The organism is Maridesulfovibrio zosterae DSM 11974 (genome assembly GCF_000425265.1).
GTDB lineage: Bacteria > Desulfobacterota > Desulfovibrionia > Desulfovibrionales > Desulfovibrionaceae > Maridesulfovibrio > Maridesulfovibrio zosterae.
In genome coordinates, this window is sequence record NZ_KE384344.1 from 2,673 (window position 1) to 17,675 (window position 15,003).

At 40.9% G+C, this 15,003-nt stretch carries 13 protein-coding genes and 1 pseudogene; 9 read left to right on the forward strand and 5 right to left on the reverse strand.

From position 1 onward, the window contains the following. The 3 genes and pseudogenes from H589_RS20715 to H589_RS20720 form a co-directional block, all read left to right on the forward strand. On the forward strand, positions 1 to 187 hold a 187-nt coding region (locus H589_RS20715; protein ID WP_211225353.1), incomplete at its 5' end, for a transposase. A 195-nt stretch (positions 188 to 382) separates the two neighbouring features. After that, positions 383 to 1,033, forward strand: coding sequence for a flavodoxin family protein (locus H589_RS0117970; RefSeq protein WP_027723310.1), 651 nt, complete (start codon positions 383 to 385; stop codon positions 1,031 to 1,033). 208 nt (positions 1,034 to 1,241) lie between these two features. Next, positions 1,242 to 2,310: pseudogene (locus tag H589_RS20720) on the forward strand (transposase). 156 nt (positions 2,311 to 2,466) lie between these two features. Here the strand turns inward: H589_RS20720 and H589_RS0117985 are convergent. After that, a complete protein-coding gene (locus H589_RS0117985) occupies positions 2,467 to 3,534 on the reverse strand; it encodes an HD-GYP domain-containing protein (protein ID WP_027723313.1) in 1,068 nt (355 codons plus the stop codon). Between the two features lie 268 nt (positions 3,535 to 3,802). Between H589_RS0117985 and H589_RS0117990 the strand changes: the two genes are divergently transcribed. Continuing rightward, the gene (locus tag H589_RS0117990; RefSeq protein WP_027723314.1) at positions 3,803 to 3,988 is read left to right on the forward strand and encodes a hypothetical protein; all 186 of its coding nucleotides are present in this window, start codon (positions 3,803 to 3,805) and stop codon (positions 3,986 to 3,988) included. A gap of 16 nt (positions 3,989 to 4,004) precedes the next feature. On the opposite strand, the gene H589_RS0117995 is transcribed toward H589_RS0117990, so the two are convergent. Further along, positions 4,005 to 5,753, reverse strand: a complete 1,749-nt coding sequence (locus H589_RS0117995) for a chloride channel protein (protein ID WP_027723315.1) — start codon at positions 5,751 to 5,753, stop codon at positions 4,005 to 4,007. A gap of 30 nt (positions 5,754 to 5,783) precedes the next feature. Next, positions 5,784 to 7,025, reverse strand: a complete 1,242-nt coding sequence (locus H589_RS0118000) for a NupC/NupG family nucleoside CNT transporter (RefSeq protein WP_027723316.1) — start codon at positions 7,023 to 7,025, stop codon at positions 5,784 to 5,786. Positions 7,026 to 7,357: 332 nt separating this feature from the next. Between H589_RS0118000 and H589_RS0118005 the strand changes: the two genes are divergently transcribed. Together H589_RS0118005 and H589_RS0118010 are read left to right on the forward strand one after the other, a co-directional pair. Next, positions 7,358 to 7,816: a chemotaxis protein CheX gene (locus H589_RS0118005; RefSeq protein ID WP_027723317.1), complete on the forward strand. Its 459-nt coding sequence runs from the start codon at positions 7,358 to 7,360 to the stop codon at positions 7,814 to 7,816. Between the two features lie 34 nt (positions 7,817 to 7,850). After that, on the forward strand, positions 7,851 to 9,440 hold the full coding sequence (locus tag H589_RS0118010) for a HEAT repeat domain-containing protein (RefSeq protein WP_027723318.1): 1,590 nt from the start codon (positions 7,851 to 7,853) through the stop codon (positions 9,438 to 9,440). Positions 9,441 to 9,525: 85 nt separating this feature from the next. Here the strand turns inward: H589_RS0118010 and H589_RS0118015 are convergent, their stop codons facing one another. Continuing rightward, positions 9,526 to 10,356, reverse strand: a complete 831-nt coding sequence (locus H589_RS0118015; RefSeq protein ID WP_027723319.1) for a PGAP1-like alpha/beta domain-containing protein — start codon at positions 10,354 to 10,356, stop codon at positions 9,526 to 9,528. 149 nt (positions 10,357 to 10,505) lie between these two features. Here H589_RS0118015 and H589_RS0118020 point away from each other — a divergent pair, with 149 nt between their 5' ends. Then, positions 10,506 to 11,543, forward strand: coding sequence for a DUF1786 domain-containing protein (locus H589_RS0118020; protein ID WP_027723320.1), 1,038 nt, complete (start codon positions 10,506 to 10,508; stop codon positions 11,541 to 11,543). 118 nt (positions 11,544 to 11,661) lie between these two features. Continuing rightward, positions 11,662 to 13,809, forward strand: coding sequence for a PAS domain-containing hybrid sensor histidine kinase/response regulator (locus H589_RS0118025; RefSeq protein WP_245577208.1), 2,148 nt, complete (start codon positions 11,662 to 11,664; stop codon positions 13,807 to 13,809). A gap of 51 nt (positions 13,810 to 13,860) precedes the next feature. Here H589_RS0118025 and H589_RS0118030 read toward each other — a convergent pair whose 3' ends face one another. Beyond that, positions 13,861 to 14,280, reverse strand: coding sequence for a hypothetical protein (locus H589_RS0118030; protein WP_027723322.1), 420 nt, complete (start codon positions 14,278 to 14,280; stop codon positions 13,861 to 13,863). Positions 14,281 to 14,557: 277 nt separating this feature from the next. On the opposite strand from H589_RS0118030, the gene H589_RS0118035 reads away from it, so the two are divergent. After that, positions 14,558 to 14,974: a secondary thiamine-phosphate synthase enzyme YjbQ gene (locus H589_RS0118035; protein WP_027723323.1), complete on the forward strand. Its 417-nt coding sequence runs from the start codon at positions 14,558 to 14,560 to the stop codon at positions 14,972 to 14,974. Positions 14,975 to 15,003 lie beyond the last annotated feature (29 nt).

A 15,003-nucleotide genomic window follows, 5' to 3' on the forward strand; every position in this document is an offset into this window, starting at 1 on the left:
CCGCTTCGCTCAAAAACTCAAGCCATATATCCATGGCATTCTGGTTCACTGCGATTTCCGATTACACACCAGTCTATTGGAAGGGATCAACAACAAAATCAAGGTGATCAAAAGAATGGCATACGGGTTCAGGGATCATGAATATTTCTTTCTAAAAATCAGGGCTGCTTTTCCCGGAAATAGGTGATGAACCTTTTAATTGGAGCAAGCGATATTCAGGATGTATTTACGAGTTATGCTGTAATAAAAGTAGCTGCTAAGTTCATATTTATTACTGAAGATATTTTCCTCACAATTGGTAGGAATAAAACCTCAAGGAGCATGACGCCCCACTGCAGCTAATGGGTCAACTTCAGAAAACATACTATAAGGATAGTTTGCTATGAACATTATAGCCTTTAACGGCAGCCCGCGTAAAAAGAATTGGAACACAGTTTCACTGCTGGAAAGTGCTCTTGAAGGTGCGGCATCGGCAGGAGCGGAAACAGAACTTGTGAATCTTTACGATCTTGAATTTTCAGGATGCATCAGTTGTTTTGCCTGTAAGAAACTGAACCGCAAACAGGATGGATTCTGTGCTGTAAAAGACGACCTTTCCCCGGTTCTGGAGCGGGTGCGAAATGCAGACGCTCTGATTGTTGGAACACCAGTGTATTACGGTGCTGAATCTGCTGCCACCCGTGCGCTGCTGGAACGTCTGCTGTTCCCATACAATAATTATTCAAAGGATATGAAATCGCAATTCCCCAGAACCATTAATACTGCTTTGATTTACACCATGAATGTTAGCCTTGAGGATGCTGACAGCTATGGATACAACCAGCATTTCGGCCTGACCCAGACAATGATGTCCAGACATTTCGGCCCCTGTGAATTGTTGGTTTCTGGAGATACCCTGCAATACAGCGATTATTCAAAATATGAGTCCGAGAAGTTTGATGCAGCCGCAAAGCTTAGGCGGCGAGAAGAGATATTCCCCAGGGAATGTGAAGAAGCTTTTGCTCTGGGCAAACGGTTGGTTATACCTGCCTAGTCATAACTAGTCTTTATCTCATAATAGCTTTCGGATCAAAAAATCCCCGACTGAACTTGTTCAACCGGGGATTTCAGATTGCTGACCAACCCCGCTTTTTTCCGGTTCATCACCGATTTCCGGGATAAATATCTGAATTGAGACAACGACAACCTCTTGATATCTTAAAGGTCACCACACACTTGAGATGTCACAAAGAAGGCTGCCGTTGTCGAAGAAGGATATTCCGAATGTTTTGGGTGTTTGGAAAGGCTATCGGATAGGTTCTGTTCAACGGTTTGAGGCAGGAGAGAAAGCACCCGCCCCTGAAACATGGATTGAACTCCTGCCGAACAACCGTAGACGCATGAAATGCAGTAGTTGTGGGCGACTTGCAAGCCACGTTCACGATTATGAGGAAAGATGGGGCCGTGATCTTCCGATTCTGGGAGCCCGGACGAATCTACTTGTCTGGCGTAGACGCGTAGCCTGTCCGAACTGTGGACCAAAACTGGAATAATTGCCCTGGCTGGGCAGGTATGCACGAGTTACCCGTCGGTTGGCGGAAAGCGTAGCAAGACTTTGCATTGTAGCTTCGGTCAAGCATGTTGCTGAATTCTTCGAACTGAGTTGGGGCAGGGTCAAACACATTGAAAAACAGTATCTTTCTGAAATACTGGGAGAAGTGGATCTCTCCGGTCTGACCGTACAGGCCATGGATGAATTCGCCTTGCAGAAAGGTCAACGATACGCGACCGTCATTGTGGAACGATACGCAAGACGCGTTGTTTGGGTTGGCAAAGGTCGCAGTCAAGAAAGCATACGCCCGTTCTTTGAAAAAAAACTTAGCCCTGCCGGATGCCAGCAGATCAAGGCTTTGGGCCTGGATATGAATTGAGCGTTCGAGGCCGAAGTCCGGGCATAATATCCTAAAGCAGGAATTATTTATGATATATTTCAAATAGTTGCCAAGTTTGGCCGCGAAGTAGTGGATGAAGTCCGCAAGGAAGATTTGAAACAACTCTGGTCGTATCGCTACCGCAAGTCTGCCATTAAATTTTGGCGCGGCTGGTATCGCAGAGCTCTGCGGAGCGGTGTCGAACCTCCCCGCCGCTTCGCTCAAAAACTCAAGCCATATATCCATGGCATTCTGGCTCACTGCGAGTTCCGATTACACACCAGTCTATTGGAAGGGATCAACAACAAAATCAAGGTGATCAAAAGAATGGCATACGGGTTTCGGGGCCATGAATATTTCTTCCTGAAAAATCAGGGCTGCTTTTCCCGGAAATCGGTGATGAACCAGATTTTTGAAGAGCAAAAAGACTATTTTTTTAAGTTCAGAAATTAAAGCTGTTTTTCTACTCATACAACCTTAAAAGCAATAGAATTGATAAATGCGTACGATTCTATAAAAAGATTTTTTCTACGTGGCTAGTTTTTAACTGATCAATTTATTGAGCACATTTTTGGAGAGCAATGGCTTTGAGTTGTTTCATTTTTTCTTTGTTTTGTAGAAGAGCTTTCATTTCAGGATTATTTGCAATGATGAATGAAATAAGTGAACTTGCTAGGGCAGGATCATATTGAGCTTTTTTCTCTGAAATAATGATTGCGGCAAGGATCGGATTAAGTGCTGCCCGATGCCAGCGCTCAGAGATCATACCGCAAAATGCATCTGCTATGGCACATACTCGAGCTTCAGTTGAAATTGCTTCTGCTCTTCTTCCTCTTGGGTATCCGCTACCGTCTATGCGTTCATGATGATCAAAAACACATGATTTTACTATTTCATCTTTAATATCAAGCCGATATAGCATCTTTTCAGAAATATCAACATGCTCTTGCATGCGCATTCTTTCTTTATATAAAAAAGGACTATTTTTAGTACTTAGAGCCGTTGGGAGCTGAGTCATCCCCAAATCATGTAGAATAAGTCCCATTGCAATGGGGCGTAAGTCGAGTTTCTTTTTAGGATTATATACCACTTTCAGATAGATTGCTGTTCCAACAAAAAGTGTATTAACTACGTGGCAGCACAGGTCTTTTTCCCTCCTGAGTGTATTAAAAAAATATGTCCATCTGTTGGGATCTATCCAAACGTATTCGCAGTATATTGCTAATGTCGATTTGAGATCTTCCAGTGTTTCACCAATGGGATTGGAGTAAAATGCTCTAACTTTCTCTAAAACTCCATCATAAAATATTTTAGCTGCGTCTGTTTCTTCAAGATAATGTTCTGTAAGAAGAGATCCAAGGTTTTTACTTATGTGCCCGGCTAGTTTCGCATAGTCTTCCTTGGATATAAAAAGATTTCCTTCAGCACAGTAGTTATCAATAGTTTGACGTTTTTTATCTGAAATTCGGGTCTCACGTTCAAATAAAGGAACAACCCTGTCAATTTCATCATCATGGATGCAAATTGATACTGGAAGCCTATTTCCAAATGTGCTGACTATATTTGTACTTATCTGTAGAAATTCTTCAGAACTAACGTCATCATGATTCGTAATATTTACCATACCTGCATCCTTATTTGAGTAAATAAAACAGACTGCATACTAATCTCAATGTATTAAATTAATACTTATATATTAAATAGTAAACAATTATATAAATTGATGTAAAGTAAAAGTTAGTTATTACAGAGGATGGAGAACAAATTTATAATACATTTAGTTGTCTGTAAAAAAATCAAGATTGAACTAGCTATAGAAATAGTTTATATTTCTATACTATTTATTTTAAATGTGTAACCATTTTTTTATGTATGTTTTGTTGTAGGTGATTATGGATAGGAAGATTTCTAAGCGATTTATGCATTCAGCTAAAGAAATAATGGGCAATGATCCTAGGTTAAAAAATAAATTGGAAAAGGCCATGGGGAAGGTTGCAGATTCTTTAGTTAAAGAAAAGTACCTCAAGGATAGTGACGAACTGGATAAAGATGATGATTCGCAGAAACCAGCGAGTTAGATTCATTTTCTAGAAATTAAAATAAATTATCACTTGCTCCGTAGGATTTCATTTCGCCGCGGTAGGCAGAAAGTATATCTTCCTTCGTGATAAATCCGACGAAATTATCATCCTTCATGTAGGGAAGGGTGTTTTTACCGCTTCTATTCATAATTTCCAAAATTTCAGCTGCTCCCATGCCTTCTTCAGTTATAGGAGCGTTCTTATCAATGGCTATCTCGCCTATATTATTTTGCTGGCTCTCCGGATCAAGGATAGATGAACGAGCTGAAGCAACATCGACAATACCAATGAATTTATTTGTTTCGCTGTCTATAATGGGGATATGGGTTTGTGTGGTATTGGTCAGCATCTGGATAAAGTCTCGAACAGGCATTTGAGGGCAGACTCTTGTAAGCTGTTGGTGGACTAAACTTTCTGGATCTATATCGGAAAGAATTTTGGCATCTGTTTTTGGACGTAGAAGCTGTCCTTTCTCTACCAGATCTTTGAAGTAAAATGATGAGGGTTCGAAAGCATGAGTCAACATAGAGGCTAGAAAAGTGACAATCATAATATGCATAACTGCCTGATAGCCGTTGGTTATCTCCAGAACCAGGAAAACACTGGTCAATGGTGCCTGCATGACTCCACTGACTATGCCGGCCATTCCCAGAACTGCATATGATCCTTCATGACTCAGCCACTGTGGAGGTATTAAATATGAGATAGCTCTATAGAAGAATGTTCCGAAAAGAGATCCGATGACAAGGCAGGGAGCAAATATCCCTCCTAGAGCGCCACTTCCAAGAGTTAGTGACGTGGTCAATATTCTGGTTAAGAGCATTAGTGCAACTATGCCAAGGCCAGTCGGAAGAGAGCCGTGAATAGCCATTTTTATGGAAGGATATCCTTCACCAAGGGCTAGGGGAAAGAATATACCGATAAGCCCTACAGAGAGACCTCCTGCCGCTGCCTTGATCCATGGGACATTAGTATAGTTGGAGCACGAAGATCCTACTTGTCTGATTGCGCGAACAAAAAAGACTGATACAAGCGCAGCTAGAACAGCTAGAAGAACTGATGCTCCAAGATCTGCGATACTCATTTGAGGAAATGTTTCACTAAATGGGATTACATTACCTTCAAGTGTCCGTGAAGTCTGTGTTGCTACAACAGAGGATATGGCAATAGGGATCAGATGATAAGGGGTCCATTCTCCCAGAATTATCTCCACAGCGAAAATCATCCCGGTTACCGGAGCATTGAATATGGCTGAGATTGATCCTGCAGCTCCGCAACCGATAAGTGTCATTCTGGATTGGCCGCTCATCTTGAGGAGTCTTGAAAGATTGGACCCCATAGATGCTCCGCTTACTACGACAGGTGATTCTGGTCCGGCGGATCCTCCGCTGGCAATTGTTATCAGGCTGGTCAGGAGCGCACTTATTATGGATATTGGTCGCAGTATTCCCTGCTTTAAACCCACCTTAGCGATGACTTCACCAACTCCGTGTCCGCCTGATTCTTTAAGAATGTTGCGGCTGATGAATACTCCTCCTGCGCATCCGACTGCAGGCAGAATAAATATCCACCAGTGATTAGAGTGTGTATGACGCAGAGTTGTAAGAAATTCAAGAGCTGTGTTTAAGGCTATAGCAGCCAATGCAGATCCTATTCCAATCACTATGGCAGCTAAAATTAGGACTGCATTTTTTGAAGGAGTTCTCCTGTGCAGAAAGTTTCTAAGTTGTGCCGGTGCAACGCTGTTTTTAAAGTGCAACATGTTTATTACAAGTCTCTTTTTGACTAAATTTTAGTATAAAAGGCCTACTATTGCACCTGTCATACAGGTTGCAAGAGTTCCTCCCACAACAGATCTGAGACCAAGTTCGACTATTTCAGTTTTACGATTAGGTGCTATGGATATGAGTCCGCCAATCAGAATTCCAAGACTGCCAAGATTGGCAAAACCGCACATAGCATAGGTCATTATAATAATGGATCGAGGTGACAGGGTACCGGCTGGAAGATTGGCCATTTGCAGATAGGCAAGAAACTCATTTAGAATTGTTTTTGTTCCCATGAGTGATGAAGCAGCAAAAGCTTCATTTGCGGGGATGCCCATAAGCCAGACAATGGGCCACATAGCAACGCCAAGAATGCGTTGTAAAGTTATTGGTTCTCCTGAAATGTCAGGTAGAAAAGTCAATATTTGGTTGGCAAGAGCAACAAGGGCCACCAAGACCAGCAGCAAAGCGGTCACGTTTATTAAGAGTTGTACCCCATCAGAAGTCCCTTTTACAATCGCATCCATAGAGCTTGAAGCTGATGAGCCTATGAATGTTTTGCCACTTTGGTTTACAATTGATTTTTCAGGAACCATTAGCCTTGAAATCAGAATGGCTGCAGGAGCACTTATAATGGAGGCTGTCAATATATGGCCTATGGCTCCGGGAATAACCGGATTTAAAATGGAGGCATATAGAACAAGTACTGTACCTGAAATTGTAGCCATACCGCTTATCATCAAAGTCATGAGTTCACTGCGGGTCATATCTTTTACGTAAGGTGTGATTACTATTGGGGCTTCAACCATGCCTACAAAAATATTTGAGGCAACACCGAGTCCAAGCGCTCCTTGTATGTCCATTGTCTTTTGTAAAACAAACGAAAAAGCTTTGACGATGATAGGTATAATGCGCCAGTAAAACAAAAGAGCTGAAAGGGCACTGACAACCAGGATTAGTGGAAGAGCCCTAAAAGCAAAGGTCCAGCTGCCTCCTGGAGAAATTTCTTTAAATGGAAGCGGGCCTCCGCCCAGATATCCGAAAATAAAGCTGGTACCGGCTGTAGTCGCATTCTGCAAGGCATCCACAACATGATTTAAGTACATCATTATATTGTTGAAAGCAGGAACTTTGAGCGTCAAAGCAGCGACTGCCATCTGGAGAGCTAAGCCAGTTAATATATTTTTGATACTGACATTTTTTTTGTCTTCGCTAAATAGCCATGCTACAAAAATAAGGCCCATGAGGCCAAACAGGCTTTGAATCATTTTATTATCTTATCCTTTCATTGGTAAAACTTTTATAGTTATATTAATGAGTTTTACACCATCCTACTAAAGCGTGCAACACTGTGCCGATCAATCTAATATGAAGTTTGTAGCCTTTGCTAGTGCAAAAAAGGTGAGGATACATTTTTTGGTCGGCAAATGTTTGTTTTTGAGTTATAACCCAGTACTTATAGTGGGGAAAAAGAACTTTAATGTGGTGGGTCTTGAACCTTTTTGGTTTTATAGCTAGTATCCTTAAAAGATAAAGGTATAAGCAGATAGAATTGAGGTGAGCCCCGATTGGGAAATAACATCTGATAAGGGAAATTTTTATGAAAGCGGAATTAGCTAAACCGTTTATCAAGGCAGCAGTTGACGTGTTGTCTATGATGGCAATGGTTACTCCTATCCCTGGAAAACCTTATGTTAAAAAGGGAAAAACAGCTGTCGGTGATGTTACTGGACTAGTTGGAATTACAGGGGATATGAATGGAACTATTTCTATCTCTTTTACCAAAAGTTGCGCAGTAACTATTGTTAAAAATATGCTTGGAGATGATATTCAGGATATTATTCAGGATGTACAGGATGCCGTCGGTGAAATTACGAATATGGTCTCTGGGCAGGCCCGTGCGGGGCTTGCTGAACATGGACTTACTTTTTCCGGTTCAACTCCTTCTGTAATTATGGGGGATAACCATACTATTGCTCATATTTCTTCTACTCCGATTATGGCTATTCCGTTTAATTCCGATGCCGGGGAATTTACAATTGAATTTTGCTTTGAGTAATTTAAGCACTAATGAAAAAAAGTGAGTCTTTGATATGTCTATGTTAGCTGGGTTCAGAGAGAAACCATTTTTGGATAAAATCACCATCCTCAATGAGGTCGCAACAGGTAAAGATGTTGCTGAACTTGAGGGGCTGCTTGATCTTTTTCAGACTCCTCTAAATGACACTTCTGTAGATTATATGGTTGTGACTGCTTTGAACGGAGTTTTGTCATCTGATGAGCAAAGTACTGTTAAACTTCTGGATAGTGATGATGAGAAGTTAAAAGTTCTGTGCATCAGAATGAGTGGTGAGTTTCAATTTAAATCAGCAATCCCTAATTTGCTGAAAATGGCTGAAAGTGAAATCAAAGCAGATCTTCTTTTTGAGGTTTTGACGTCACTTTCAAAAATAGGTGGAGATGAAGCTATTGATCTTTACCGTGCCAATTTGACAAATGATGATGACTTGATTGTTGTTATGTCAATTGAAATGCTTGGCGAGCTTAAGGATGAGCAGTCCATTGAAGGGTTGAAAGAGATTGTTCTGCACAACAATGAGGATGACAGATACGAGGTTTGTGATCTGACAACCTGGAAAGCTGTAGAAGCTCTAACTCTGATAGGTTCTGATGAAGCACTTATTTTTGTTGTTGAGAATCTGCATCATCGTAACCCTACAGTTAGAAGAGTCGTGACAGATTCTTTGACTTCTTTAGGCAGCTCAGCAGTTCCTCACCTTAAGAAAATAATCAGCCCTGATTCTGATAAAGACGATATTATTTTAGCTGCAAATGTTCTTGGATTTATTGGTGATAAAGAAGGCCTTGATGTGCTCATGGATGCCATTGAGAAAAAGTATTCTGATGATTCAAGTGTCAGGTATGCTCTTTATGAGGCCATTGGAAAGATAGGAACAATGAAAGGTGTTATCAGTCTTATTGATGGCCTTCAAGATGATGACGAACTGATTACTGTTGCCGTATTGACCGGACTTGATTCTCTGGTTAATCCGGGCGTTCTTAAGAAAATGGTCGAACTTATCGGAGCTGGCGGCAGCAAAGCAGGAAAGATTCTCAGAGCTATTGTTACTGCCAGGGCAGTTAATATCTTCGAGGGATTGTATTCTGAAGGTAAGATCGGGCGTTTTATGATGAATGCTGTCGCAGCATCAAAAGACCATGTTGTACATGACGCTTTTCGTGATAAGCTACGTGAAATCGGCGGAGAGGAAGCTAAAGCTGATATGGAACGGTTGCCTGAACGTGTTCAAGGTCAAGGCCGCAGAGCTCTTGCCGTTGATGACTCTAAGTCTATGCTTGCTCTCTATCGTTCTATTTTAACCAATGCCGGTTATGAACCTACTGTGGCTGAAAATGGTCACGAAGCTTATAGTTATGCTGAGCAGGGCGATATCTTTGATGTTATCATTACGGATATGAATATGCCTGTCATGGATGGTATGGAGCTGGTCTCTAAGCTTAGGCAGACTGACGGATTTGAAACTGTTCCAGTAATAATGGTTACCACTGAGTCGGAATATTCTCAGCAGGAGCTGGCTAGGAAGACTGGGGTTAATGACTTTATTACCAAACCTTTTACTCCTGAACAGTTGAAAGCAAAGATTGAAGAGTTCGTTTCTTAGCAGTTAAGATTTTTTAATTATGTCTATATTAAAGGCTGAAACTAAGCACTTGCTTGTATGTGCTTAGTTTCAGCCTTTTTGTATGCTAAGAGTCGTTAGTGCTCTGAATTTTGCTTATTCTTTCTGCTACGATTGCAGCTACTTTACGACTGTATAACATGGCAACATGGCCTAAAGCCGGACTCCGAATAATTTTCCAGTCCTGAGTGTCTGGTTCTAGATTTTGCCATGGAATAACCATTTCATCTGTTGGAGATATTATTGCTGTTTTGGATATTTTAGTGGGGTATAAAATTTTATTATTGCCTTTAAACAGTGAACTGGAAGGATGAAGACTTCTACCTAAATGTCCCGTAGCAATCAGCGCAAGCACGCTGCCTCTAAATGGGGTTCCGATTGTTATCAGTCCAGATACCATTTTCTCGATTTCAGGATTATTAGACGCTCCTGAAATTACAAGTCCTCCGAGACTATGTCCTACAAGTATTATTTTGCAGTTATTTTCATTGTGGAGCCTGATTATTTCTTTACGTAGTTTGAGTATCAGCTCCGGGTATGAGGTGGTAAAACTGTTATATTGCCATGTTGTTGTATTGCTGTAGTTGGCAGAGTTAAGTTTTTGTTTCATTAGCAACCATGCTGTCCTGTTGTGGTATAGCCCGTGTACCATTAAAATTGGAACCTTGTTTTGTCCTTTTTTTACTGGCTGGATTTTGTCAAGAAAGGTAAATGGGCGGGTGGTAATTGCAATGCACATACTCATTCCGGATGAGATAATGGCTCTGACAAGTTTTACTGCGTTTTGAGAAAGTGGCTTCGTTTTGATTCTTTTCCAATTAAGCACAGTTGCTAAAATTAACAATGGTGTTGGCAGGAAGAAAATAATTATTACGATTAACAGAATTATTTTTGTCATATTGTATATTTTAAAAAACAAGGTTGCAGGTATTTTCTCTGATTCGTTGTGTCAGTATAACATAAGATATCTAGTTTATTTTCAATTGACGGAAATTGTCTCAACCTGCAACATATTTTAATAATTTTAACAGAAACGGAGACACAAAGTTGAGCCGAAAGATATTAAGTCTGGATATTGGCAGCGGTACGCAGGATGTTCTTTATTACAGGGAAGGAGTGGAAATAGAAAATTGTTTTAAGTTTGTTTTACCTTCTCCTGCTAGGGTTGTTGGAGAAAAGATCCGAGAACAGACCAGACGTGGTGTGAATATTTATCTTACCGGAAAGAATATGGGAGGAGGATTTGCTCGTGCTGTTTTTCCTCATATGGAGGCCGGATTTAAAGTTTTTGCTGATCCTCAGGCAGCCCTTGCTCTTGGAGATGACCTTTCTCAGCTTGAAAAAAAAGGTATTATTTTAAAAGATTCGCTGCCATCCGATACTATTCCTGTGCATTTATGTGATTTCGATGCAGGCTGGTGGCAGTGCTTTTTATCTGCTGCCGGTCTTGAATACCCTGATCTTGTTGTCGCTTCGGTACAGGATCATGGTTATCATCCCGGTAAAAGTAACCGTATTGGCAGATTTAATCTCTGGGAAAAACTATTGCTGGTTCATAAAGGGAATCCGGCAAGTCTGCTGTTTGATATAGTTCCATCTGAGTTTACCAGACTGAGAGAATTACAGCAGTCCATCGGTGGCGGACCTGTGTCAGATACCGGAGCTGCCGCTGTACTGGGTGCTTTGTTTGTAGATGAGATTATGGACCATAGCCATAGAGAGGGGATTTGTCTGATTAATGTCGGTAATAGTCATATTGTTTCGTTTTTAATTTATAAAGGACTGGTATTTGGCGTATATGAACATCATACCGGCAATATGACCTCCGAAAAGCTATGGAATGAATCCTTATCGTTTCGCAAAGGTGATATATGCTTTCAGGATGTATTTGATGACTGGGGGCATGGTTGCATGACTCTGGACCTTCCTGATGCTGCTGGAGGTTTTATTCCAACCTATGTGATGGGGCCAAAGCGCAATCTATTAAATGATTATCCTGTTGAGTTTCCATCCCCAGGTGGTGATATGATGCTTGCTGGGTGTTTTGGACTTATAAAAGGATTGCAGCTTAAAGGCAGATTGTAATCAATATTCTTTGCTGCGGACTTGCTCTGAATGATTAATGAAGATAATAGTATGTTATATTTTATTCATTAGCTGTTTTTAAGCTTACAAGTTTAATCGGATGATAATCAGAGTTATGATGCGTAATATACTTTTGGTCTTATTAGTACTGCTCCCCGGGTGTACGGATATTTTTGCACACGGGTGGCTTTCTAATTCTATTACAGAGCTTGGGGCTGCTGATCTGGACCGTATTTTTGCAATTAGTGCAGGAGTTGTGATTACGGTTTTGCTGGCTTTTATTGCTTTTCTCTATCTCAATATTGATAAGCGTAAAAAGGTTGAGCTTGAATTGCAGCGTGAGCGTGATCTTATGGGAAGTATTATGGAAACCAGTCCCATGGGAATCCTGGTGATGGACAATGACGGTAAAATTATTTTTGCAAATGAACAGGCCGCAAGGGTACATGGCGTTTCTCGTGAAGATATTATAGGCAGGCAGCATAACGATCCTATCTGGAAAATTCGTGGACATGACGGCTCACTTTTTCCTGAGGAGCGTCTTGCTTTTAACCGTGTTATGAAGATTCGTAATGCCGTTCTTGACATCCGCTATGCCATCCACTGGCTGGATGGTCGAAGGGTTTTGTTGTCTATTAACGCATCTCCTCTTTTTGCTGATGATGGAAGTATTAAAAAGGTCGTCGCTACAGTCGAAGATATTACCACCAGAAAAAAAGTGGAAGAGGCTTTGAAAGAGAGTGCTTACCGTTTTCGTTCTTTGGTTAAGACCGCAGAAAGTGTTATAATTCTGCTCTCGCCGGACAAAAAGATTCTAGAGTTTAACCGTATGGCAGAGGAACTTTTCGGTAGAACCCGTCACGAAGTTTTGGGGCGTGATTATTATGAACTGTTTGTGCCTGAGCGTCTGTGGGGCGACTCTTCCCGTCAATTTGCTACTGTGCTATCTGGTACTCCATTGAGATTACAGGAGAATTATGTACAAACAAGTGACGGAGAAGAATCTCTGGTACAGTGGTCTTTGTCCCGTTTACTTGATGCTAAAGGTGATGCTCTTGGTGTTTTAGCCGTGGGGCAGGATATCACTGAAAGAAAGCGCGGTGAAGTTGAGCTTTGCGAAGCAAGAGATGCAGCAGAGGAAGCGAACAGAGCTAAAAGCGAGTTTTTAGCTAATATGAGTCATGAAATTCGTACTCCGATAAGTGCAATTATTGGTATGACTGATATGACGCTGAATACCTATCTTACAGGTGAGCAGAAAGGGTATCTGGCCACGGTAAAGAAGGCAGCAGAATCACTGTTACATATAATTAATGATATTCTTGATATTTCTAAAATAGAAGCCCGCAAGATGGAACTTAGGCCTGAGGATTTTGATTTTCATGAGATGCTCAGTAAGCAGCTATCTGTACTTGAGGTTCAGGCTGAGGAAAAGGGAATTGAGTTGCGGAGCAATATTAATGAAAATGTTTCAAGATTTTACCATGGTGATGAATACAGGCTTGGGCAGATCATTATTAATCTTGTAGGTAATTCCATTAAGTTTACAGAAAAAGGATATGTTGAAATTTCTGTTGATCATGTGGGAAGTTATGATGAGGGGGCTATACTTGAGTTCAGGGTTAGGGATACAGGAATAGGAATTTCTAAAGATAAAGCAGAAAAGTTGTTCGAAAGTTTTGTGCAGCTTAATGCCGGATACTCAAAACGGCATCCGGGCAGCGGCCTTGGACTTGCTATTTCGCGTCAACTTGTCAAAATGATGGGTGGGCATATTGATTTCAACAGTAAGATTGGTTGGGGAACTGAATTCAAGTTTACCGTTAGGCTTAAATCAAGTGAAGGACAAAGGGTTAACAAATCAACACTTATTGATAATGGGAATGAGGGGGTTAAGTCTGGAGCGAATATTCTTCTTGCTGAAGATAATGCCACGAATCAGGTTTATATCTCGCATTTTTTGACAGAAGAAGGTTTTCATGTGCAGGCCGCAGAGAATGGGCTTGAAGCTCTTGAGCTGCTTGAAAATGAGGGGCCTTTTGACGTTATTCTTATGGATGTGCAGATGCCGGAAATGGATGGGTTGGAAGCAACAAGAAAAATCAGGGAATCAGGTAATGATATTCCGATCATTGCTCTAACTGCATATGCAATGGAAGGTGATCGCGAAAAATTTTTAGATAGTGGAATGGATGCTTATTCATCTAAACCTGTCAAAATTGACGAATTAGTAAAGATAATAGGCAGACTCATTCCTAAAGGGTAAGATAGGCCGCACCTTTTGTAAGGAGCAGCCGTATTACTAAAAAATGATATTTTATTGAGCTGTTTTTGGTGCTTCAGTATTACCAACTAGATCTTTGTGCAGAATTTCTGCAATTTGTCCCTTAAAGTCCATCAGCTCTTTATTGTTAATCCCATCAATTATATCTTGTGCCGATTCGATTTCATCAAATCCTTGTGGCAAAGAACAAATCAGATGAATGCCAACTTTTTTACCCTCAAGGTCTACCAAGCCTAGGATATTAGATTTTTTTATTTTTTTCCGCACTGCCTGGGGCAGGTTGGGAATTCCGAGCAACATGTCACGGGGGTAAAAAAGATATCCGAATGAAAATTTTTCTGCGGTAAATGCGTCGTTCTGAAATCCACTGTTTAAATTAAGATTGCTGCTTTTAGCTGATTCCAACATCTGCATGATGTCAGATGCAATAGTTTCTGCGTATCCTTTATCCATCGTATGCTCCTTTTTTCTTATGTCTCTTCTGGAGTTATCTCCATTTTTTATCTAAGATCCTCTATTCCTTTTCATAATTCTTATTAAGTGTTCGGCGCATTATGAATATAATGGTAGAGGGTAAACGTCTGTTAATGAAAATTGTTTATGTCGGCAAAATGGTTTAAATGTGTTTTGAACATTCTGTTGCCGGAAGCTGAATCAAGCATTTGCATGCTATTACTGTCAAGTGTTGTTGATGGCTGACATATACTTAACTGTAAGTGAGGAAATAAATATGAAGTCTTATAGACATGAATTGTTGTTTGAGGTTCCCGGCCGCAGAGACTTTATCAACATCACGTCTGATGTTGAAAAGTGTATTGCTGAGTCCTGTGTAAAAGAAGGCCTTTGCCTGGTCAATGCCATGCATATTACAGCCAGTGTTTTTATTAATGACGATGAGCCCGGTCTTCATCATGATTATGAGCAGTGGTTGGAAAAATTGGCCCCACATGAGCCTGTTAGCCAGTACCGTCATAATGGGTATGAAGATAATGCCGATGCGCACATGAAACGGCAGGTTATGGGACGCGAAGTTGTGGTTGCCATTACTGATGGTATGCTTGATTTTGGTACTTGGGAACAAATTTTTTATGGTGAGTTTGACGGTGGACGTAAAAAACGTGTGCTGGTCAAAATTATAGGAGAGTAAGGGAGAAGCTGTCATACCAGTTGCAATAT